Here is a 22,214-nt window from a genome sequence, read left to right as displayed (position 1 = left end):
GTCAATGGGAAGGGGTACAAAATTGATGATAGATCGAACTGTCGTCCACCAGTTTGCCTGCGTGCGACAGAGGACAGTATGACATGCTCAAATGCGAAGGTGCTGCAAATCGCACGCCAACCAAAACGCCTCAAAAAGCCGAACGGTGGCTTCAAATTCGCAAGATCATGGTCGGTTCAATTGCTCCTCCAGAGCCCCAATCGAAGCCAGGATTGCATCAAAGGATGGAGCCTCACCAAAGATCATCGCCTCGGTATTTTTGTAATCACCCATCAACCGCTCGGCCATGTCATCAGATGATAAGAGAGAAAATGTCCCAGGCTTCGCCGTAGCGAGGTTGAAATCAGGACGGTTAAAAAATGTCTTCGCGTGAGCCACACAATCCGCACCCAGCTCTAAGTCGACCACAGCGGCCCTACCCGCGTCAGTTTCCAACATGCAATGCAGATCGTAGTAGTGGCGCGAGACGCGCTGCCCGTCCTGCTTTAACTCGCCGCGCGTATCAAACCAGTTTCGCAACCCGTGCAAGATGACGACCTTGTCCCAAAACGTGCGCTCTGCATCAATCGTCCGAACGTCCGGGACATCCAAATCGATGCCCTCCAAATCGTCCGCTATGTACGGGCGGATCAGCTGCGGGCTGTTGGGGTCGAGAGCGGATTTCGCACCGGACTCAATTTTGACAGCCGCTTGAACATAGCCCGTGTCGGATCCGTCGACCCGCGGATACCAGACAAGAAGGGTTTGTCCCGTGCCATCATCTGGGTCAATTTCGATCCGACCTGCCCCACCCGTGTCCTCGGCGATCAGCAGGGATAACGCTTCAAGAAGCGGTCCCGTAATATAAGCGTGGCAGTCGTTCTGGATCGCCTCGATCACAGCTTTGCGCTTCTTACCTGAAAGCGCGCCCAGCTCCTCGGGCGATGCCCCATGGCCAAGATCATCGCGAAAGACGGTCACATCGATGTCTTCGGAAAACCGATCAATCAAGCCATAGGCCTTTGAGAGAGATGTCCCGCCCTTAAACAAGAGCCGTGGACCACCAGAGGGAAGCCGATGGTAGAGCGCATTCAACGTCCAACAGACCCAGAAGTCTTTCTCGATATTGATCAGCGGCGCGCCGAGCCTGTTCGCGGCGGCAAGAAACAGATCAGCACGATCTGCAACGCTGGCAGCAATGATCTTCTGGAAACCTGCGGTGCTCATCCTTGATCTCCCTCTCCAGCATCAAACAGAAGCGCACGCAAAATATCCTGCATCCAGATCGGCATGGCCGAAAGGCCGCCCTTCAGATCATCCAAAAGAGCCGGACCCGTTTCCTTATCGGCGAGCAGACGCCGGACAGTTTTGCGAACAGCCTCCCCTTCGACATCATTCGACATGACGTCATGAAGCCAATGCAGGGCTTGCACTAGGTACATGCCAGGCCGCCCAGCCCAGTATAGCCGACTTGGGGCCGCATGTTTGAAGACGATCTTTTGCTTGCCCAATGTGACCGGCTTGAGCCGTGCATCAACAAGCACCTCGATTTTGGCTGGCACCGCGTTGGTGAGACCAAGCGTGTTGGCAGCCGTCATCCCATCGATCAACCACCGGACTTGGTCACGGCGCGCGATTGCATCGATGACAGCGCGGTAGTCTGGTACAGTTGATTTGCCTGTCAGCGCATTTTGAGAGGGCTTGTCATAAAGCCCGCGCTCAATGCGACGCAGCTGACCGGACGCGACCATGCGTTGCAGCGTTTTGTCGACGGCAGCGCGAGCGCCGATGTCGGCAAAATCAGCCGGCGTCCACACTTGGCGCGGCGCGTCATCTATGCGCGCGCGCAAGCGATCTGGCAGTGTTTTGGTTTGCGCATCATCTGTCATGTCCGAAATATGCCACAAGTTTCGGACAAATACGAGTCCGAAAAATGCTGCTTACTTCGGACATACACACTTTACGCGAGGTCGAAATCTCGCATCTTCAAGCATTAAGCCAGACCGCCGAAGCGGTCTGGCTTGTTTGTTAAGCGGCCTCTTTGGGACCCCAGGGGATGATGGCCTGCAGGGACATGTCATCTTGGCTCGCGGCTTTGCCAAGGTTGGCGTTGAAGGCGTGATCGCGGACCGTCAGGGTGAAGTAGTCAGAACCGGTGTCCTTGTTCTGCTTTTTCCAGATGCCACCGCATTCGACCAGTTTGCCGCGAGGGGAGCGGCCAAGGACGCGGTGCGTCGGTGCCATGGGGTTGCTGCTGGCGATGGGTTCGACTGTGATGTCGAGATCGAAGTTCAGGGTTGAAATGGACCCTACGCCTTTCGCTGTTTCGATATCGTCGCTTGTGAATTTGATGCAGTTCGTGGTCATTGCTTTTCTCCTTGTTTGCGTTGCAATGATGGTCACTTTGCAGCTGGCTAAGGCCCGGACACACCGAAGGCAGAGCGTAGCGGAGAGGGGCAGGCTCCGCTCTTTTTGTTCCGCGAGGAATGGCCCGCAGGGACAGGGGAAAAAGATCGGGGACAACCTTTGTGAACGGGCCGGCAGCTGCGACCAGCATTATCGAGCAACTCAACACATATGGAGAAAGCCAGTGACTACGTCGCTGCAATCGCTCAAGCGATATTTAACTCAGCAATGAGGTTGGCAAACTCACTCACCCCCAAGCTGATAAAAGCGAAGCATCAGAGCCATGCTACGGTCCACCTTAGCACCGCGATCAATTTCCCAATATCGGCATCGTTTTAACTGCGTTGACAATTAGACTGTCCAAAGGAAAGGGCCCCGCTGCAATAGGCAGCGTGTCACAGGCCACTATCAATTTCTGACAAGTGGATTCACGTTTCGAATTCCGGAATGTTGGTTTGCCCGGCCCCTTCAGACCAAGCTTCTTGCTTAACCCTCCCGGAAGGGATCATCCTTTGCACCACCCGACAGCAGTGATTGTAGCAGCCCAACAGTTACAGCCGCCCCTAGTCCAACAACTGAGGTACCAATCGCTAGCGACATTGATCCAAAGGACTCCGTTTGGTCGAATACCTTTCTGAATTCATTAAGGAAATCCACAGAACTCAAGGAGTTTACCGCGCCAAATACGCCATAAAGCGTTCCTAACAAGCCCAGATATGTCAGCATGCCAGTAATGCGCACACTCAATCGACCTAGGGCGCGGGCCGTTTCTTTTGTCCTTTTAAATGTAGCCATAGCAATCACCGATACTGCAATAGCAAAGGTTCCGAAGCAAAGAATCAAATACTCAAACCACCCTGTCAGCAACAGACGCAGCCCATTGCGCGGCGGCGCATCATCCCCCGCGATTTGGCGTACATGAAATACACCAGAATTTCGAGCGAGCACAGAAGTCAGCTCCCGCGCGATGCGACGGGCACTATCAGTGGACATATCGTTATCGCTAAGGGTTGCGGCCTCCTTGAGGCGCCCCGCAACAATTGCTTCCACCGATGGGGCCTCGAGATTAAAGGATATTTGTGCTGCACGTTCGCCTAAGAAACACCATGGACGGACAGAGCCGAGAATTTCTTTAGAAGGCGTCATTTCGCTACCTGTTAATCTGATATCCCTCAGGTGGCCAAATGTTGTTTCAAATTCCGGCAATTCAAGCTGTGCATCAGAGAAAACTGGCCGGTAGGGCCAGACTTGCGAACTGAACAGATACTCCCGCGTCTCGCCACAGCCTGGGGCATCGGTAGGAATGCGTTCGCCAAAATGAAACCAGGCCAATACAACGCGATCATCGCCAAGGCGCACGTCACATCTGAAACGAGCCCAGTCAGGCTGCGACATGGCCGAAGTGTTAAGGCCCGTGGCCAAGCTACCATCAGCGCGGCAATCTAAAATATATGTTTCGCCCGAGCCCGATGCAGATATTGCCATCAGTTCCGGCAGTTCGAGGCTGCTTTGCTCAAATGCAGTTAACTCAACAAGTCCCACGGAATGAGCATCTTGCAGGCGTAATATCATGGTGACAACAAATGCACTGCAGAGCAGCACAACGAACAAGATTGCCGAGTTAACGAGATATTTTAAAAGGTTCATTTTGGCCTCCTTTAACAGTTGAAGGCCATGACGCGAATGTCATGAACCCCGCGTGGCGGAGAGACAAGGGCCAGTCGAAACGCTGCATCTGACGTAATGCCAGGGCCCGTCAGATCACCAAACAGGTCCAGATCTTCTCTCCAGTCGTAATTAGCTGCATCTGGCTTACACGCGACCAGCGGCGGCGTGGCGGCCGCGACTTGGAAGCTTTTCCAAAGCTGCACTTCATAAGCCCCCCCACGATCAGAGACGAGGCCCCAGCTACCAAGCGTGAGCGGCTCACGGCCAGGGGTGAATACAAGCGGGAATATCAGCGCAAGTGTCACCTCATCTTGTGGTATCGACAGAGTTTCTGAAATCTCGCGGATTTCGGACCCCAAAGCCCAGACAGAAGTACTAGGCCGGATACGGTTGGTCGCAACAAACCCTGTCCCACCTGCTAACGACAGGCCTATCAGGCGACAGCCAGGCTCGTGCATAATGTCCTTAAACGGGCCATCCACAAAAGCCTGCGGTAACAAGTTCGACAGGTCCGCAAACTGTATCGGTGGTTTCACCTCTACCGGACAAGCCGCTGCATGGCTGGTAGACCCCGGCGTATAGCGAACGGCATAACCGACATCGTTCAGGCTGATCCAGAACAGACAAGGATCGCTCGTATCGCGGCGGCGCGTAATTTTACCGTCACGATAGAGCCCATCATAGGGTTCGCCAGTCAGCGTGCCCACAAAACTGGAAGCAAATATTGATGCAGGCGTCAGAGCGCAGTTGCCTTCAGCAATTGCTGTCGTCGGCCAGAGGTATAACCAGAGGAGCCACTTTGCCCAGCGTAAGCTGGTGAAGCCTCGTCTGGCAGAGGTTTCTGCCTTCAATGCGGATCTCCATATCCAATGTTTGATTGATGCGATTTAGGTCGCCAATATCTGTGATAACAAAAGCCAGAGACCGTGGAAGGTCATCGTCCTGGGTGCTTAAAAAAATAACTGCGCGATCTTCGATACCAACAGATTGTATACATTGTCCGAAAGCAGTAGCTGCCGGTGTTGATTGCTCTACACCCGCGGTGAATAAAGCGATGCGCAACTGTCCATCGCTTGCGCTGCGAGTAGGAGCACAGGAAAATGACAGCTCTGTTGCAAGAATCTGAACAGGGGCGACACTAACAGTGATCAGCCTTGGCGGAATGCCCGGTTCGTCAATAGATCCATCAGTAGACGTCACGAATACCACAAGGGCGAAGACAAACAGAAACGACATAACATCAACCAGCGGGGCGTCTTTGTCCATCATCGGGTGATCTCCACCAACGTCGACGACGTGCTAACCTTGTTGCCAGCATCCACGCGCATTTCGAAGGGCAGCATTACAAAATCTAAGCTGTCAAAACCTTCCGGCGTAAGAGGAAAATTTCCTTCGCAGACAGATTTCTGCGGAAACAATAATCCCACCTGCATAGGGTTGCTGCGAACTTCAGCTGGAACTTTAAGCCGGAAAAAACGCTCTCCTTTGTCGGGACTAAAATATCGCAGTGTCAACGGATTAAAGCCACTGCTATTACGCATGAGCCGGCTGAGAAGTTCTCGATCTTCCGGCGCATTCGGCTGCCAAACTATGTTGCTATCTTCGGGCGCTAGCCCTAAGGCTTGGCATTCCAGAGAGTTGGCGAAATCAAAGGGATTACAGGCAGGATTGACGAAAAAGTCTATGTCGGCCATAGTTTGCCGGGCTTGATCCAGCTGCGGTGTTAGAGGTGCAAGCCCAGCAACAACGACATCGTTTTCACGATCAGCTTCGAGCAGTACAGAAAGCGATGAGCGCTCATAAAAACCTGCGTCAAACCCTGTCAATGATACATTTGCATCTGTTGGGGTTTCGCTTGCTTCAATCTCGATCTGAACTTCTTCGCAACCTGTCGGCGTCAACCGATAGAAGATGTTTGTCAGACCAGTGTTTTGGACTTCAACGATCCTGCGCCGACGGTCATCCTCCGCCATATTTACCTGCAAATCACCATCTGTTAATGCCCGCAACGCCATAGATCGGGTTATTTGAAAGGTTGAAAGGCCGAGCGCTAGCATTTCCATTTCATTTTGCTCACGTCCCAACCATTCACCAAATGTGGGCACTCCAGGACGCCAACCTGCCACCACAGAAGATCGCTCGCGAAGCCCCCTGAAAATTTCCATGCCCCGGCGGCTGGCAATCTTGTTCGCTGGGCTCTGGAACCGCAAGGTTCCGTCCAAAGATGTCCCGATTGCGAAAAATGAATCGAGAGTAAATCCAAGAGGATCAGCTTGACCTACAAAAATAACCGCCGGTTCCTTGTTCGCAGTTTCTGAGGCTGCCCTTGGATTACCGCCAACAGACAGCGAAAGAACAAGGAACACAATCATCAGAACCGCGAACACATCTCCGAATGGCAACAGTCGCCAGCGCATGGGTCAGTCAAACGTCGCAAGGGGTACAAATCCATTTACCAATGGCGAAAGCTGCAGATACATAAACTGATCAATATGGTCTTCAACACCATCACCCCCTTTTGCAGCGGATGTCGTTGTTAGACGATAAGCGAGGGTACCGCTGTCCTGCAGTTCCGAGATGAATGCCACTCTTGAAAGCACACTAATATCCGCAAGACCCACCCCACTTTCGGTAGGGGCAATATGGCTTGCCGGTAGATCGTAGAGCACCGAATTATCCGAAACGTTGTAGACGCGAAGCCGAGCATCTGCGGTTCCTAGATTTTCGGCGGTAAAATACACAGTTCCGGTTTCACCGCTATCGATAATTTGCCCGTCAAATTCACGTGCAGCCAAATCTTCCTTCGTTACGGTTTCGTCCGAAGGATTTTCATAGACCTCTTTCAGACTATCCGCCGCTTGCTGCTGAACCGGCCCTTCAGCAGGCGGATTGACCTGATCTGTGGCTGCATCTTCTGCAGTCAGATCATCAAGCATCTGCTTGCCAGTAGCGGTAAAGGCAGCTGTGACGCCAGATTCGATCAGCACGGCACCGACGGGCACACCGGCAGCCATCAGCGCCGCCCCAGCAACAATCATGGCCAACGCGAGCAGCATCTGTAGCTCAAACTGCTTGCGCTTTTCTTCCTTAACTTCATCGATCTTCTGGGTGGTTTCGTCCTTTTGTTCCTGCAGCTCTTGGAGCCGTTCCTTTTCCTCTTCTGTCAAGCTGTTCTTGTCTAGAAGCTCTGCAATTTCATCATCAATAGTTGCTAGCTGTGTTTCGAGCTCAACTTGATAAGCGTTCAACCTGTCAAAGGCAGCCTTGGTGGCCCGCGCACACTCGTTTATCTCATCAAGAATTGCCTGGCGCTCTCCATCCCCGGCCGCACTGAGGACTTTCAGAAAATCGGCGCAACGCAACTGATACTGCGGATCAGGCACCAAATCTTTCAGATGATCAGGAACGGCGACATTTGTCGCGACATCGCTGAAGCGTTGGGATGCGGCCGTCAGTTGAGTTTCAAGTGTTTCACCGATTTGTGCCAACTCCTGTTGTTCACTAGCCGTTAGTGCCACCCCGTCATTGGCAAGCTTGTCACGAAATGCCTTAAAGGCGGCAAGAGATTCTAGAAGCTCATCCAGTTGCACACCTGTTGATTGCACCCGAGTAGACCAAGACGCGCCAAATTCGACCGCCAGCGCTTCCGTCGCATCAAACAGTTGTGTGTCTGTTGTGTTTGCGCTTGCCACTTGGCCAATCACTAAACTTGCGATACAGGCGGCACCAATTACTTTCCGAAAAATAGCCATATGAATTCTCCTCCACCAAATTTCTTTGAGAAAAAGAAAACTAGTCCAATTTGTCAAAGTAAAGATATTTTGGAACGAAGGTGATCGCCTTTGAGGCGATTTTCAAGTTTTTTTCGGCAAAACGGTTTGTAACACAGAAAATGTCGTGAGTGCTTGGCCGATAGATGGAGCGTTTTCGGCACAGGCGCGTGACACATCCAGAGCAGACTCTATCAATAATTTCCTACTCTACACGCTCCCTCCGCTCAACCGGCCATAAAAGCTGCGATCAAGGTGCAATTCGCCAATTTGTGCGCGTTCAACGAGCCCTCGCAGGTAACCGCCCGGCGATTTGATTTCACCCTCCGTTGATTTGTCGAGGATGAGCGCGATGGATGCCGCAGCAACCGCTGGTCCGAGGATCTTGTTTGCAACGTTCCAAGCGTCCTCAGAAATCCCAACGATTGGCCTCAGTGCCGCAGCTGCCCGGTGCACATCGTTCCAATCTCGCATGAAACCTTGGGACCCGCGTGCCATTTCTGCAAAATGCGGACAGGAGGCCATTAGCGTCGGCACATCAATGTCTGAGCTGCGTTTATTGGTATGGGTACTCCAGCTTATATCAAGATCAATGTCTTCTAGCCTCTCATCCTGCGCTACCATTGGTTCTTTGGGCACAACGCCCGCTGCGTGCTTTGTTTCAAAGCGATTACTAATTACAGATTTAGGTTCATTTGTAGTTAGTATGTGGGTGTCATTTTCGAGACTCGTGGGTTTCATATGTGTAGTTTTCTGTCCCTCACTTGATGCTTTCGAAGTATGTGCTGCATCCGTTTCAGTCGGCCAATCAAAGGCCATCTCAAAAGACTGCTCCACAGAGGTCAGGAAGGCTTTAATCCGATCCAAATAGCACTCAAGCCCCCCTGCCCTCTCAGATCGCGCTGGAAGGCCCTCTAGAAGCTCTCTGAACACGTCCTGAAGGTTCGGCCACGGTCCACGCAGGCCCGTTTCTAGCGCCTTCTCGATCTTTGCGCGGATCATGCGCCGGGTCACGGTGATTGCGTTGCGCAAGGACGCACAGAGCGCTCTTTCGGCCTGTAGGTGTTCGTAGAGCGCCTCAAACTCCTCTGCGCGTGCGGCCATGGGCGCTAAATCAAAGCCATAAGCCTCGACAATCACACCGTCTGCATCTCTACGCCCCCAGCGTTTGCCGTTGGGGCTATCCTTCATTGAAATCACCCCGACCTCACAGAGCCGCCGCACATGGCGGCGCAGTGTAGCCAAAGAAAACCCGGTCTGCTCCATCAAGAAGTGGTTAGACGCCCAGACAATGGGCCGCCTGCCCTGCTCCCAGTCCTGAGGCTGTGTGACAGCCCCAAAAGTATCGAGCAAAAGCAAGTCTTGGGACTTCAAACCAATGGCCGCCGCGACTTTCTTCGTTGCAACGATCGCCCTTGTTTTGGGTATAGTTAACTGTTCGCCGACTTCTGCAAACCGCTGGGCTTGTAGAAGTTCCGGCGTCGGCTTGCGCCAACCGCTCTGTGTCATGCCTGTATTTCACCTCCGTGGTTTATGGAGGCAAAAGGATCCCGTTCGCCTAATCGACGTTCTTTCGTTGACAGTGATTCGCGGGAGCGGTATCCAGTAGGTGTCTAATCAATCGGATAAGCTCTCGGGCCGCTTTGGCTTGGGGGCTTTTCTTTTGCCTCAGGTCATGGTGTCGATGTCTCCTCAGATTGAGCGAGATAATCCGCATAGAGCTGATCGAGGTTCTCTGAGAGAAACTCCCCAAACCCAGCGGAATCCTTAGATGTCAGCGAGATGTTGTAGGCGCGACCTGTGCGACCAACGACGCCCTTGATACGGCCTTCACCTGCCGTCCACGTGCGTTTCGCTGGCGCTGCCTTGGCGCTCCGCCGTTTGGGCACCCTGCCCGCTTCGGCCACCTTGCTGTGCAAAATTTCGAACTTCGTATCGCTGTCAAGCTGGTCAAAGCCATCGGTTGACAAGATGCGGTCCGCAACCTTGACGTTGGCTTTCTCGGCCATGAGCTTCTTGAAGGCTTCCCAACGATCGCGACCGATCTGTTTGGCCGGTCCAATCGCTTCGATCAGGTGCTCTGGAACAGTGCTCGCAACCGAGAGCATGCGCGACAGAAGCGTTCCATCGATTGTCAGAGCTTGCTGAACGATGTCTTTGTCCTGACCAAGGTCGCGAAGGTTCTTGGCGAACAAGGCTTTTTCAATGAAGGAAAGATCGGCCCGCGCCGTATTCTCCTGGCCCTGTGCGAGGACATGCGCGACATCATCCATCTCCTTGACAACAGCACGGACCGGACGGCTCAATGCCCGCGCGACACGAACACGGCGATGCCCAAAGACGATCATGTAACGTCCCGTCAACTCCGGGTGCGGACGGAGCAGCACCGGCGTGTCCTGACCGCTTGCCGCAATCGACCTCTTCAGCTCATCAAAGGCATCATCATCACCGCTCAGGCGATCATTGACGAATGACGCATCGATAAGATCGGTATCAATCTCGACAATGGTTTCGCCTTCGAGCAAGCGCTTGGAGTTTTCGGCCAGGCTATCGATGGAAACCTTCATAGATTTCGACGCACCGCGCATTGCGTAGCTCGAGCGTTCGGACCCGGACGTGCTTTGCGCAGTGTCACCCATCACGGATTTCAACAGATCTTTTCTAGCCATGTTGCTCTCCCAAATTCTTGTAAGTCCGGCGGTCTGTACGGCTGTCAAAACCAATCTGCACGGCTGTCAAAATCATGGCAGATCGCGCCCCCATGCTTGGTGTACAAGATCCACGATTTCGTCATTCACGGCGTTCAAAGACGTCATCGCGCGATCGTAGGTCGAACGCACGAACTGCGCGCGTTCGACTTCATAAAGCGTCTGCTTGGTAATCCCCGCATCAGAGATTGCTGTCGACTTCACCATCTGCGCGCCGAGCATTTGATCAGGGAACATTGCCTGCAAAAATCCGACCATTTGCTTTTGAGGTCCATCGGTCGGCTCGAACCTGGTCACGAGGTATCGGAACCACTTCAACTTCATCTCTGCGCCGGCTTCTCGGATGGTCTGCAGAATACCGCCAAGCATCAAAAGAAACTGGCTCATAGACATCACATCCAACATCTGAGGATGCACAGTCACAAGCACAGAAGTAGACGCTGTAAGTGCGGTTAGAGTCAAATATCCGAGCTGAGGAGGGCAGTCGATCACCACGACATCGTAGCGATCATCAACTTCCTCGAGCGCCTTGGAGATACGCGTGAAGAAGGCACGCCCCTCAGACGGATCTCGGCTCGTCAGAGCTACGGGCGTGTCATACTCGTATTCCTGAAGATCGAGACTCGCCGGTACGATGTCAAGGTTCGGGAAATTGGTCGGCTGAATGACCGTGCTTATCGGACGGCGCTCATCGTCGTACCGCAATGTCTCATAAAGGGACGAAACAGAGTCTAACTCAGGCTGAATGCCATGCAGAGCCGTGAGCGACGCTTGCGGATCGAGATCAATCGCCAGTACGCGGTGTCCTTTGAGCGCGAGGTGCTGAGCAAGGTGCGCAGCAGTCGTTGTTTTGCCGGAACCACCTTTGAAATTGACGACCGAAATAACATGTAGCTCATCACCCTCGGACCGACCGGGCAAGTAACGACGTTTGCCTGGGCGCCCATTGGCATCGAGATAAGCGCGCAACTCCAACATTTGCTCAGCAGAATAGGAGCGACGTCCGGACGAGGAGGTCTCAGGCTCAGGGCCTTTGCCCTCGAGATGTAGCTTTTTGATGGTCGACTGCGTCACACCGAGGAAATAGGCGACTTCCGCCAAGGAAAACTGGCGCAATCCCTTTTGAGCGTCAGGTGGATACTGCTGCTGACGCAATATATTGAGGCGATCAGAAATCAGTTCTCCCTGCTGGAGAATGATCTCATCGAAGGGTATACTCCCTTTGTCGCCTTGGAATGGTGCTGATCCCATGCTGCCGCCTCGCCTAATATCGCTTTTTGCGCGATTTATCTCGTTAAACTGTGACTTAGCGCGGATATGAGTTATCCACAACGATTTTTTGCCCAAGCCTCAGTGGGCATGGCTGACAGGGCAGGCTTGTTTGGGTCGCTACTGACAGTGGAATGCGCTGCAACATCCACTAAATCTTGCACTTGCAGCTGCGCGGATTTGTCTAAAGCTGAGCGCTTTCAACAAGAAATATTGCATTAAGGATTTGTTATATTGATGTTTTTCAGATTTGCACGGCTGTCAAAAATTCTTCAACGCATACTCTAACAATACCGGTTAGGTTCACCGACCAGTACTTTAGCCACAGAAGAATGAACCCAAGTTACCGCATACATGGTCGATCCAAGAAATTCATCTGATGCAGAACTCGCCGCGACAATCTGAGGCTAGATCGGCGCTGAAATGAAAGAATCGATCATCCGATTCTCAGCTGCATAGAGCGGGGCAGGGGAGGTGACATACCGCCGAGGCAAGACACCTTCCGCAGTTAAACCATGTAACACTACACCCCAATCCTTTTGACACGGATCCCGAGCTTGCGTGCCTTGTCGACAATATTCTCAGTAATGCCTGATCCAGGTGTCGCGATGAGACCCTGAGGCAGGATTTCCAACATCTTGTCGTTGCGCTTGAAGGGGGCTGCTTTGCCATGACTTTTCCAGTCAGGCTTGAACACCACCTGTGTCACGCCCCGTGCATCGGCCCACCGCGCCGCGATCATCTCTGCACCTTTGGGCGTGCCACCGTGCAGCAAAACCATATCTGGGTATTTCTCATGCGTGGCATCAAGGACGGACCAGATAAGATCGTAAGCTTGATAGTCCCCGCCTGAGAAAGCGATGCGGGTGCCTTCGGGGCAGTGTACTTCGATCTCTTTGCGCCGCTTGGCTGACAAAAAGGCCCGACTGTCCACCACGGCAGATGTCAGACCTCTGTGCGAAACCTTCGATCCGGTACGGGGCATCCACGGCGTTCCAGTCGCGGCTGAGAAATGGTCACAAGCCAGATCGCGCATTTGCTCAAAGGCGTCACGATGATCCCAGAGCTTTAGCCCGATCATTTGCAGACGCTCCAGCTCGACTGAAGCAACCTCGGAGCCGTCCTGTATGCTCATGCTGTCCCGGACCTCGCATTCATTGTCATCAAGGCGTCTTTGCAGATGGGTGAGACGGCGATGAAACAGGGAGGTGAGGGACCAGAGCATTTCTTCGAGGTTGTCTTCCAACTGGCTGTCGTCGAGCAAACTAATGGTGGTGTCAAAAAGCGTCGCCATGGCGAGTTCGACCTGATCTGGCTGGGGCAGGGGGCGATGATCGATCTCATCGGGTCCAGGCTTTGCGCCATGGAGTGCCAGGTGGTCGAGGATTGCGGATGTCAGGCCGTGATCTTCGGGGTTGGCTTTGTCTTGAAGGGGCATGGTCTTGTTCCTCTGTTTGATCTGACCCGATTTGGATGGGGCGATAACAGGACCGGCGGCGACCGGACTGCATCCCTTGGGATCGCAGCGCAGCGGAGAATGCGCCCGCGGCAGAAAATTGGCCCGCGAGGAATGACCCTTCAGGGGCAGGGGAATTTTCTGATGGGGGCGCATTGCGGGTCGGGCGAGGAGCACTCAGCTCCGACCCGTTGGCCCATCGCTCCCCTTATCCAAACGGGATCAGATCGAACGCGCTGGAACGCCTGCCACGAGAAGTACTAGAAACCGATGTTCGTGCTTTACTTTCAATTAGGTAGACCTTCCATTTTCATGGCTGAGAGCAAAGTGTCGCGAAGCCTGTCCTTACCAAATGCCAACAGATCTTCATTGAAATCGTTAAGCTTTGGGACAAGGCACTCACACTCAATGCCCGATGATGCCAGTTTGGATGCAAGAGTGTGCGCAGCGCGTTCTCCTGCCGCATCGTTGTCCCGTGCAATCCATATGCGCTTGATACCTGACGATGGAATGAAAAGGCCAAGATGTGTCGCTGTCAGACAGGACGCGAGGTTGAACTCTGGCAAGGCAGTGCCAACTGACAGCGTATTCTCCAGACCTTCGCCGACAATGAGGTCTTCCAGATTGGACCCTGACCAAAACCGCGCGGCGTTGCCGTAAAGCTGGCCCAGTATCCGTTTCGAGTTGCTCAGGCCTGCTATGCCACCCGTGATCGGGTCCAGATATGTCCGTGCGCACCCGGTAGTATTGCCCTTATTGTCCGTGATTTTCGCCAGAAGGGCAGGGGCGTAGCTTGGCTGATCTGGACCAGTGTTCGCACCACGAAAATAGACCCGAGGATGATAGCGCAAGGCAGGCCCAAAGTGTGCGATGCCGCGACTGTGCAGGTAGGCTGCTGCTGCAGTTCCCAGGATGGGCCTGCCAGCGGCAAAGAGCCTGCGTGCCGATGCAATGCGCTTGGTATTAGCCGTACCAGCACCTTTCGACGTCCTGTTGGATATCCGCTGTGCAGAAAGCGGCGCGTGTCCAAGGAAATGCTCGGCCTCAAGGAGGGTTTCATGCAGAGATCGTGATCCAAGTCTGGCGTGCAGTAGATCAATGAGGTCCCCAAATTCACCGGTGGCGTAGTCTGTCCACCTACCGGCCTTACGCCCATCTCCAGCGTGCAACCGGATCACAAGGCTGCGGCCCGCGGCACCTGACGTATCACCAACTTGCCAATAATCTCCCTGACGGTGTCCCTCCGCGAAATAGGCGCGGCAGAAACTCTCTGCACGCGCCCCAAGGTCCGCTGAAATCTCAGCAATCGAAACATGCTTTTTCATTGCACCGCGCCATCCACAGCTGTGCCCACAGGGAAGCGCGCCAAGAGGGTCGTCAGTACATTGAGGTTGTCTGAGGGCAGAAACATCCGCGTCTTCCATTGGATCACTTCGGTAAAGCAGCCCATGGCCTTCAACTCAGCGAGTATCGGACCCGTCGCACCGATTAACTCAAGCCGTGGTTGACCCATGATAAGTGATCGACGGAGTTGGAACCCGTTTATAAGACTGAAGGTGGCACGGGTCTCCATAACTGCGCGTAGGACGTCGTCAGGTTCCATTTGGATGTCCGTATCGAGCCCAAGTCGCGCATAAACGTTGATCAGCTGCTCCTGAGAAACCAACCGCCCGATAGCGCGTTCCCCATCTTCCGTCTGCAAACGATAAATCCGCATATTGTCGGCGGGCAGGCGATCCCAAATCGGCAGAAGCAAGCCGCAGATTAGTGTGATTTTGGATGTCGTGAACTCCGGCACGGCGTCGACCTCAGCCTGCCAAAGCTGCTCGAAGTTAGCATCATCGACTTCCTGCCAGTTTGATTTGATAAACTCACTCTGCTCGAACAAATCATAGGTCATTGGACGCAGCAATTTGATCCGCCGGGTCGGGACCCCGTCCTCGTCCATGTAGGCGGGCGCATTTGTCATCAGACCCGCACGCTTCGAGGTGGCGTTCCAATAGAGCTTCGCATCGGTCATAGAAGCGCAAATAGATTTGACCTTGGTGAGCGTCAGCGGCGCGTTGCGATCAGTCCGCTCGACCGTCAGCGCTGTGGCGGTTGCACCGGTCGCTTCATGCTCAAAAATGACTTTACGGTCTGTAATCACAAACCGCTCGGCACGCAGCGTTTCGAGACCAACATCAAGTGTGCCAGCCTGTCGCGCATCTTCGATGATCGCAGCCAGGAATTCACCAAAGGCATCAAAGATTGCGTCCTGCATGCTGATCTTGAGAGCCAGGCACCGATTGAGGAATTGCTGGATAGGCGGCAGGACCTCCTTCATGCAGCCATCTGCATCATCAAGGGTCAGACCTGTCATCTCCTGAAACCGCGCATAGGAGCAGGCCTCGATCTTACCTGCGCGCAGCTTGTAAAAGAACTGACGCAGTGCCGCGCGCGCGTAAGGGCTTTCAAGATTGTCCTCAGCACGGAACATGTTCTGCCCGCCGGTCTCACGTTGCCCCTTCGTGATCGCACCAAGCGTGTCGAGGCGACGGGCAATTGTGGACAAGAACCGTTTCTCGCCTTTGACGTTTGTGGCAACGGGGCGAAACAGCGGCGGCTGCGCTTGATTGGTTCTGTTGGTGCGTCCAAGACCTTGAATGGCGTTGTCGGCCTTCCAGCCCGGCTCAAGCAGGTAGTGCACGCGCAAGCGCTGGTTCTTAGCGCCAAGATCCGCGTGGTAGGAGCGCCCCGTGCCACCCGCGTCTGAGAACACAAGAATGCGCTTGCTATCATCCATAAAAGCATGAGTTTCGCCGAGGTTGGAGGAGGCAGGTCTATTCTCGACCTTCAGGCGCCCCTCAGACGTCCGTACAATCCGGCGCTTGCGCCCCGTGACCTCTGCCACAACATCCCCGCTGAAATGCCAGAGGATCTGATCGAGCGCACCTTGCACGGGTGCCAATGACCCAAGGTGTTCGATGAGGGCATCGCGCCGCTGCTCGGCCTCACGGCAGATGATCGGCGTGCCACCCTCATCGACCGCAGGACGGGATCGCAGTTCACCATTCTCGTCAGTGTAAGGCTCAAACAGCTGCGTCGGGAACGAATGCGCTAAATAATCCATCACATATTCCCTCGGAGTGATGTCGACCTGCAAATCACGCCACTCAGAAGGGGGGATTTCATCAAGGCGACGTTCCATCAGCGCCTCGCTGGTTGAGACGACTTGCACGACAGCGGCATGGCCTGCCGCGAGATCTGCCTCAATGGCCTTGATCAGAGATGGACATTTCATGGCCGTGATTAAGTGATTGAAAAACCTCTGTTTATTGCTTTCAAAGGCTGATCGCGCTGCAGATTTTGCTTGCGGGTTTAGTGTGCCGCCCTCTGACGAGATGCCTGATGCTTCAAGCGCGGCTTCCAGATTGTTGTGAATGATCTGAAACGCATCCGCATAGCTGTCATAGATCGCGACCTGCGCTGGTGTCAGGTCATGAACCAGCATGTCGTACTCCACACCGGCATAGGACAGCGACCGCGCGAGGTAGAGCCCGAGGGCTTTGAGGTCGCGCGAAATCATCTCCATGGCTGCAATGCCACCGGCTTCCATTGAGGACACGAATTCGGCTTGGGTCACGAAGGGAAAATCGCCCGTGCCCCAAAGGCCAAGACGGGACGCGTAGGCGAGGTTGCCGACAACGGTTGCGCCAGTGGCTGAGACGTAGAGGATGCGCGCATCAGGCACCGCATTTTGCAATGCGAGCCCCGCAAGGCCTTGTTGTGACGCCTTTTTGTCACCGCGCGCAGATTTCTCACCTGCGGCATTTGCCATCGCGTGACTTTCATCGAATGCGATGACGCCGTCAAAACCTTCACCGAGCCATGCGATAACCTGATCAAGACGAGAGGCTTTGCCTTCACGCTCGGCTGATCGCAGCGTGGCATAGGTGACAAACAAGATGCCCTCAGCCAGTCGAATGTCGCTACCTTGGCGGAACTTGGACAACGGCACGATATCGCTGTCCCGACCGCCGACGGCCATCCAATCACGTCTGGCGTCCTCAATGAGCTTGTCGCTCTTGGAGACCCAGACCGCGCGCCTACGGCCGTGCAACCAATTGTCGACGATAATGCCCGCGACTTGCCGTCCTTTGCCACAGCCGGTGCCATCGCCAAGGAACCAGCCTTTACGCAGCCGAAAGGCCCCTTCATCAGTCTCAGCCGCTGCAACAAGCTGACCCGCGATCTCGCTTGGCTTGAACCAGCCCTTAAGATGACAGGCATGGGCATGGCCGGCGTAAATAACACTCTCAAGCTGCGGCGCAGACAGAACGCCGTCACGTGTTAGCCCAGTGGGGAGGAGAGGTTGGTAGGTTGGCAGCGGCGGCGGGACAGACGCCATGGCGGCTGACTGCACCAGTGACGTCGGATGGGTGGCAGCGCCGTCAATCTGGAAGGCCTGCAGCGAGTAGTCTTCATAAACAGCGTCTTGCAGAGTGCCTTGGGGGTCTGCCCGGACTTTCGGCTGATAGGCGAGCGGAATTGCGTCAATGCTGTCGAAGGGATGCTTCGCGCGCTCTGCAGCAAGGTCTCGGGTTTCTTGGCGGGCGGCATCACGCAGTGCATGCAGATTGAGCCGCGGCGCAGGGTTGGGTGCGATCTGACGCGCGCCAGTAGGGCAGGGGGGCATTTCATCGGGCCGTTCTGGGCAATGGGCCAAAACAGCGGCCAATAGATCACCAGTCGTTTCGCACAGCGGATGATAGACGTCCTCGGCGTCAATCTTTGCGACGTCGTCGCCCGCGCTTTTCTTGTCGATGACCGTCAGGCGGGTATCGATGCTCGTGCCGTGCCGCGCAAAGACCTTGCCAGCAATGGCTGCCGAAAATACGACATCCGCGACCTCGTCAATGCTCTTGAAGGTCGACTGATGGCTTTTGGTTTTTGGTGCGAAGCTTTCGCCCGTAATCACAACGAGACGTCCAGAAGGCGCAAGCCGTGCCAAGGCTGACAGAACGTGTTGACTGGTTGCTTTGCGGAACTTGCCGTCGACATGTTGGGCGGCAGAGAAGGGTGGGTTCATAACGATGACAGAAGGTGTAATCGCGCGATCAAGCCTGTCATCGATGGACGCGGCATCGTGTCCAGAAACCGGAGCAGCTGCAAAGAGCGCCCTCAGCACACCGCGTCGTACCTCAGCCAGTTCGTTGAGGGCGATGTCCGCGCCAGCAATCTGCCCAAATACGGCAAGCATGCCTGTGCCCGCCGACGGCTCCAGAACGAGGTCAGACGGGCGAAAGCCCGCAGCTTGCGCAACAATCGCCGCGAGGGGCAGGGGGGTTGAGAATTGCTGCAGACGGACGCTCTCTTCCGAGCGTCGCGTGTGTGATGGCGCAAGCGCGGACAAGCGTTCGATCATGCTGAGAAATTGGGCTGGCGATGCGGCCTGCTTTCGCATCAATGCGCCGTAGCGCATGATCATCATGATCTGTGCGATCTCGACGGCATCATAGGCGTCCTTCCAGACCCATGCGCCATTTGTGTCACTTGCGCCAAAAGCGGCTTCCATCGCTGCGCGCAAGCTCTTTGCATCAATGGCTTGCCCCACCTCAAAATGTGGCAGATGGCTATTTGCCGCATGAATCAGACCATGCGCAGTCTCAGAGGTGGGCGGGTTCGCGTGAATAGTGTCGATAAGCGCCACCGTTTTAGGTTGAGCATTCATGTTGTGTCTCCAATGTCTCAAAACAGGAAAAGGAGGCGATCCAGCACATCCGGATCGCCTAATTATTGGGGTTTCAGAAATGTCAGGCGACAGAGCGGCTGAACTTCTCAGCAGTGCGGTCCTCGAGGTTGAAATAGAGGTCCTCGGTCGCCTTCTTGAAGCCCGGCGGCTTTCTGGCCGCGAGGCACCGCACGGATGCACGACAGCCTTCGCCGTGCGCCATTGCAAACTGGGTAACCTGCGCGATGAGGTCGTCCATTCCCGCAGCTTGCAGCCGTTTTTCGGGGTAGCTGTCCATCATCGTGAACTTGGTCACGACAAATGCGCCTTCGCGATGCGCTGGATAAAGAGTGATCTGATAATCGCGTGTTTGTGCCATTTTGTGGCCTCCTATGACGGCTGCTGAGACAATCTCGCGCGTTGAAATCCGCCAGTAGGAAAAGGCCGCCCTCAATCAGAGAGCGGCCTAAGTATCGATCAAACAGGAGGGGAGGGGGCGTCAGTATTCCGACGGCAAAAGCAACGTCAGAACGCGGCGGGTCTGTTCTGGATCAGTTGGCGCATCTGCGCCCATTTCATAATTGACGTCATAAAGATCCACTTTAAACCAGATCGTTGTGCCAAAGACCTCGACTGCACCAAACTCATGCCAGCCATGGGGGTCATTGTCGGGCGTGAAGGCCTCAAACGCAGCCACTTGGCGCGTAGCCGAAAGGCGGGCATCTGGGCCCATAGCCGATACGCCTGAGGTCATCACGAACTGCCCCTTTGGCGTGTCTTCTGTGTCATTGAAGAACATGATCGATTTACGAAAAGCGTCGTTTTGGGCAGCGATGATAGCGGCCTCAGTTGTCGGGTTGGTTTGCAATACAGTTGTCATGGATCGTCTCCGTTGCGAGCGAGCTGAACCAATTTCAGCCTGAGGCACCCGCCAGTCGGAAAGGGCCGCCCGTTTCACAAGGACGGCCCAATTGGACGCTGTTGCCGTCAATTTGGAAGGCTAGGCAGCAGTTTCGTTCAAGAACGCTGGCAAGGCGTCCGGCGCGGCATCTTCAGCACTTGAGGTTGTTACATCTGCAACCTCCGCTGGCGTAGCGGCGGCATTGTCTGGGGAGCTGAACGTCTCTGAAGCATTTCCAAAGCCTTGGAACGCCATGCCTTCAGGAAGCCAGCGGGCCGTCTTGGAGGCCACGGCCGCGTCAAACCCTTCCGTTTCAGCCGCCTGCTCAGCGAATGCGCGTTCCATCGCGGCCGCAATATCGCCTTTGCGTTCTCTGCTGCGCTCTTCGGCATAGTCGTCGCCAACAAGTTTACGGGCCATTGAAACTGCATGCCCTTTGTTGACCCGGCCCCAGTAAGTCGAAGCTGTCGGGCGCCAACAGGCGGCGACATCGGCGTCCAGACGCGCACCAATTTCCTCGATGATCGGGGTAGGGTGGTTATCTGACAGAAGCTGCGGTTTGACCGCCAGACCCACTGCCCAAGCGAACAAAGCTTGCTTTTGGGGCAGGGAGAGCGCTGACATCGCCCGAAAATCATCAGGCTTTTCAAGGGTCATCCACTCGACCGCAAGATCTTGTTCCAATGCATCGAGCATCTTCTGCGCGACTGTGTCAGCGTGTAAGGCCTCACGGTTTTGGGCCAGAAACGGGCTGATCGAGATGTTGAGCGCTTCCGTACCGTAGGACCGAGACAGCGCTTGTTCGCAAAGCGCATAGAGCATTGCGTCAAACGCCACATCGTAATCTGCGGCCAAATGTGCGCGCAAAATATGCTGGCGCGAGGCGCGCAGATCATCTGCAAGGCTTGCTGAGATACCATCTGCCTTGCGCAGTGTTGTCGCTGGATCTGAAACCGGCACTGGCGCTGATGACGTCGGTGGTGTGACGTTCGGACGGGTGATTGAAGCCTGATTGCGATCATCTGCCGCATCTTCGGCATCTTCTTGAACCACGGGAATGTCGTCAGGGCGCACCAACCCTTTTTCAACCCGCAACGTGCCATCATGACCAATCGTTACGACACACCCTGAGATCGCTTGATCCGCAGCAGCGTAGGGCTGGCGCGCCTTTTGCAGTGCTTCGATTTCACGAAGCCGAGGCTCGATGGCGTGATACTCATCTGCTTCAGCGTCAGTCCAGTCCGCGCCGTCATTGGCCAGCGCCAATTCTTCTTCGCGGGCCATCAGGTTGTTCTCTTCCGCGAGCAGATCAGGATCCGGTTCAATGTCTTGCGGATAAACACGCCCAAAACTGCGAAACGCGCCATAGTCGACGGAAAGATGTACTTCGACCCATTTCCAATCGGCATCATAAGTCTTGGCTGCGTCCTGCAGTTTTTCGATGGCAAGACGCTCCAGAAGCTCAGGATTCTCCATATGCGCTGCCGCGTTATCGTCAAAGAGGTCGCGCAATAAAACACCCCCCGCCGCTTCATAGGCCTCAATGCCGACAAAGCGCCCGATGCTTGAACTGGCAGAATTTGTCGTCTCTGTCAGCTGACGTTTGATGGACTGCGGATGGATGTGATAGCTGTCCTTCACTGCGTTCCAAACAGTCATCTGACGATCATGATCATCCGTCAATGTGAACGCCATGACGCATTCGAGGGTCATCTCGCCGGCGCGGAACTGCTCAATCAGCTCAGGCGCAATGCGGGCCAGCTTGAGGCGGCGGCGCACTAGATCAACACTGACACCAAATTTCAGAGCAATGTCGTCTTCCTTGCGGCCCTCGGCAATCATCTGGGCAAAAGCCTCAAATTGATCTGCTGGATGCATCGCTGCGCGCTGAAGGTTTTCCGTTGCCGAAGTGACGATCGCATTTTGCTCATCTTCGACCAAACAGGAGACAGGGTGATCGTTCGGTATGATACCATCATTCGCCAGTTGCTTGAGCGCCTTCAAGCGGCGCCCACCGGCATCCACTGCGAATTTCCCATCAGGCAACACATGAACGACAAGGTTTTGCTTGATGCCGTTTTCGCGAATGCTGGCGAGGAGTTCTGCGTCGTCGGTCGTACTCGCCGCAACTTTGCGCACATTGAGCGGGCTAAGTTCCAACTGATCGAGCGGGATCATGCGGAGGTCTTGGGTCATTGTGATCGCGGTTGTGGCGGCGTCAGCAGCTTTTGCGGCCACCGGCGGCTTCTTGGTCTTTGCTTTGGTTTGGGGTTTTGCCATGGGTTTCGTCCTTCTGGACGGGCCCGGATGAGACTCTCTCTATCCTTTCAAGCCCGGCAATCGG

At 54.7% G+C, this 22,214-nt stretch carries 17 protein-coding genes; all 17 read right to left on the bottom strand.

Annotation, left to right across the window (positions count from 1 at the left end):
* Nucleotides 1–165: 165 nt before the first annotated feature.
* The 17 genes from Q0859_RS19485 to Q0859_RS19405 all read right to left on the bottom strand — a co-directional run bounded on the left by Q0859_RS19485 (nucleotide 166) and on the right by Q0859_RS19405 (nucleotide 22,150).
* A complete protein-coding gene (locus Q0859_RS19485; protein WP_299154420.1) occupies nucleotides 166–1,206 on the bottom strand; it encodes a nucleotidyl transferase AbiEii/AbiGii toxin family protein in 1,041 nt (346 codons plus the stop codon).
* Nucleotides 1,203–1,868, bottom strand: a complete 666-nt coding sequence (locus Q0859_RS19480; protein WP_299154417.1) for a DUF6088 family protein — start codon at nucleotides 1,866–1,868, stop codon at nucleotides 1,203–1,205. The genes Q0859_RS19485 and Q0859_RS19480 overlap by 4 nt, the downstream gene beginning before the upstream one ends.
* A gap of 139 nt (nucleotides 1,869–2,007) precedes the next feature.
* A complete protein-coding gene (locus tag Q0859_RS19475) occupies nucleotides 2,008–2,346 on the bottom strand; it encodes a DUF736 family protein (RefSeq protein ID WP_212706554.1) in 339 nt (112 codons plus the stop codon).
* A gap of 525 nt (nucleotides 2,347–2,871) precedes the next feature.
* Nucleotides 2,872–4,032 (bottom strand): hypothetical protein, encoded by a 1,161-nt coding sequence (locus Q0859_RS19470; RefSeq protein WP_299154412.1) that lies wholly within the window; start codon nucleotides 4,030–4,032, stop codon nucleotides 2,872–2,874.
* Nucleotides 4,033–4,043: 11 nt separating this feature from the next.
* A complete protein-coding gene (locus Q0859_RS19465; RefSeq protein WP_299154410.1) occupies nucleotides 4,044–4,904 on the bottom strand; it encodes a hypothetical protein in 861 nt (286 codons plus the stop codon).
* The gene (locus tag Q0859_RS19460) at nucleotides 4,807–5,322 is read right to left on the bottom strand and encodes a hypothetical protein (protein ID WP_299154408.1); all 516 of its coding nucleotides are present in this window, start codon (nucleotides 5,320–5,322) and stop codon (nucleotides 4,807–4,809) included. The genes Q0859_RS19465 and Q0859_RS19460 overlap by 98 nt, the downstream gene beginning before the upstream one ends.
* Nucleotides 5,319–6,470 carry a hypothetical protein gene (locus tag Q0859_RS19455; protein ID WP_299154407.1) on the bottom strand — a complete coding sequence of 384 codons (1,152 nt, stop codon included), beginning with the start codon at nucleotides 6,468–6,470 and terminating at the stop codon, nucleotides 5,319–5,321. The genes Q0859_RS19460 and Q0859_RS19455 overlap by 4 nt, the downstream gene beginning before the upstream one ends.
* A 3-nt stretch (nucleotides 6,471–6,473) precedes the next feature.
* The gene (locus Q0859_RS19450) at nucleotides 6,474–7,805 is read right to left on the bottom strand and encodes a hypothetical protein (protein WP_299154405.1); all 1,332 of its coding nucleotides are present in this window, start codon (nucleotides 7,803–7,805) and stop codon (nucleotides 6,474–6,476) included.
* Nucleotides 7,806–8,033: 228 nt separating this feature from the next.
* Complete coding sequence (gene repC / locus Q0859_RS19445; protein ID WP_299154404.1) at nucleotides 8,034–9,332, bottom strand: plasmid replication protein RepC; 1,299 nt, start codon at nucleotides 9,330–9,332, stop codon at nucleotides 8,034–8,036.
* 164 nt (nucleotides 9,333–9,496) lie between these two features.
* Nucleotides 9,497–10,492, bottom strand: coding sequence for a plasmid partitioning protein RepB (repB, locus tag Q0859_RS19440; protein WP_299154402.1), 996 nt, complete (start codon nucleotides 10,490–10,492; stop codon nucleotides 9,497–9,499).
* A 72-nt stretch (nucleotides 10,493–10,564) separates the two neighbouring features.
* Entirely contained in the window at nucleotides 10,565–11,782 is a 1,218-nt protein-coding gene (gene repA, locus Q0859_RS19435; RefSeq protein WP_299154439.1) for a plasmid partitioning protein RepA, read from the bottom strand.
* A gap of 541 nt (nucleotides 11,783–12,323) precedes the next feature.
* Nucleotides 12,324–13,238 carry a DUF2493 domain-containing protein gene (locus tag Q0859_RS19430; RefSeq protein WP_299154400.1) on the bottom strand — a complete coding sequence of 305 codons (915 nt, stop codon included), beginning with the start codon at nucleotides 13,236–13,238 and terminating at the stop codon, nucleotides 12,324–12,326.
* Nucleotides 13,239–13,543: 305 nt separating this feature from the next.
* On the bottom strand, nucleotides 13,544–14,581 hold the full coding sequence (locus tag Q0859_RS19425; RefSeq protein ID WP_299154397.1) for a toprim domain-containing protein: 1,038 nt from the start codon (nucleotides 14,579–14,581) through the stop codon (nucleotides 13,544–13,546).
* Nucleotides 14,578–18,969 (bottom strand): strawberry notch-like NTP hydrolase domain-containing protein, encoded by a 4,392-nt coding sequence (locus tag Q0859_RS19420; RefSeq protein WP_299154394.1) that lies wholly within the window; start codon nucleotides 18,967–18,969, stop codon nucleotides 14,578–14,580. Before Q0859_RS19420 ends, Q0859_RS19425 begins: the two co-directional genes overlap by 4 nt.
* Nucleotides 18,970–19,051: 82 nt before the next feature.
* Nucleotides 19,052–19,348, bottom strand: a complete 297-nt coding sequence (locus Q0859_RS19415; protein WP_299154392.1) for a hypothetical protein — start codon at nucleotides 19,346–19,348, stop codon at nucleotides 19,052–19,054.
* Nucleotides 19,349–19,468: 120 nt separating this feature from the next.
* Complete coding sequence (locus tag Q0859_RS19410) at nucleotides 19,469–19,849, bottom strand: DUF3768 domain-containing protein (protein WP_299154389.1); 381 nt, start codon at nucleotides 19,847–19,849, stop codon at nucleotides 19,469–19,471.
* A 120-nt stretch (nucleotides 19,850–19,969) separates the two neighbouring features.
* Entirely contained in the window at nucleotides 19,970–22,150 is a 2,181-nt protein-coding gene (locus tag Q0859_RS19405) for a ParB/RepB/Spo0J family partition protein (protein WP_299154388.1), read from the bottom strand.
* Between the last annotated feature and the right edge of the window lie 64 nt (nucleotides 22,151–22,214).

The sequence above is a fragment of the uncultured Tateyamaria sp. genome, assembly GCF_947497045.1.
Classification (GTDB): Bacteria; Pseudomonadota; Alphaproteobacteria; order Rhodobacterales; family Rhodobacteraceae; genus Tateyamaria.
Note: the sequence above shows the minus strand (reverse complement) of the source record. Positions and strands in the feature narration are given on the sequence as shown.

Excerpts from the sequence above, each read along its gene's own strand:
- Q0859_RS19425 (WP_299154397.1), bottom strand. The coding sequence starts at position 14,581 with ATGAAAAAGCATGTTTCGATTGCTGAGATTTCAGCGGACCTTGGGGCG.
- Q0859_RS19485 (WP_299154420.1), bottom strand. The coding sequence starts at position 1,206 with ATGAGCACCGCAGGTTTCCAGAAGATCATTGCTGCCAGCGTTGCAGAT.
- Q0859_RS19430 (WP_299154400.1), bottom strand. The coding sequence starts at position 13,238 with ATGCCCCTTCAAGACAAAGCCAACCCCGAAGATCACGGCCTGACATCC.
- Q0859_RS19405 (WP_299154388.1), bottom strand. The coding sequence starts at position 22,150 with ATGGCAAAACCCCAAACCAAAGCAAAGACCAAGAAGCCGCCGGTGGCC.
- repA (WP_299154439.1), bottom strand. The coding sequence starts at position 11,782 with ATGGGATCAGCACCATTCCAAGGCGACAAAGGGAGTATACCCTTCGAT.
- Q0859_RS19420 (WP_299154394.1), bottom strand. The coding sequence starts at position 18,969 with ATGAATGCTCAACCTAAAACGGTGGCGCTTATCGACACTATTCACGCG.
- Q0859_RS19450 (WP_299154405.1), bottom strand. The coding sequence starts at position 7,805 with ATGGCTATTTTTCGGAAAGTAATTGGTGCCGCCTGTATCGCAAGTTTA.
- repB (WP_299154402.1), bottom strand. The coding sequence starts at position 10,492 with ATGGCTAGAAAAGATCTGTTGAAATCCGTGATGGGTGACACTGCGCAA.
- Q0859_RS19480 (WP_299154417.1), bottom strand. The coding sequence starts at position 1,868 with ATGACAGATGATGCGCAAACCAAAACACTGCCAGATCGCTTGCGCGCG.
- repC (WP_299154404.1), bottom strand. The coding sequence starts at position 9,332 with ATGACACAGAGCGGTTGGCGCAAGCCGACGCCGGAACTTCTACAAGCC.
- Q0859_RS19470 (WP_299154412.1), bottom strand. The coding sequence starts at position 4,032 with ATGAACCTTTTAAAATATCTCGTTAACTCGGCAATCTTGTTCGTTGTG.
- Q0859_RS19415 (WP_299154392.1), bottom strand. The coding sequence starts at position 19,348 with ATGGCACAAACACGCGATTATCAGATCACTCTTTATCCAGCGCATCGC.
- Q0859_RS19455 (WP_299154407.1), bottom strand. The coding sequence starts at position 6,470 with ATGCGCTGGCGACTGTTGCCATTCGGAGATGTGTTCGCGGTTCTGATG.
- Q0859_RS19410 (WP_299154389.1), bottom strand. The coding sequence starts at position 19,849 with ATGACAACTGTATTGCAAACCAACCCGACAACTGAGGCCGCTATCATC.
- Q0859_RS19475 (WP_212706554.1), bottom strand. The coding sequence starts at position 2,346 with ATGACCACGAACTGCATCAAATTCACAAGCGACGATATCGAAACAGCG.
- Q0859_RS19460 (WP_299154408.1), bottom strand. The coding sequence starts at position 5,322 with ATGATGGACAAAGACGCCCCGCTGGTTGATGTTATGTCGTTTCTGTTT.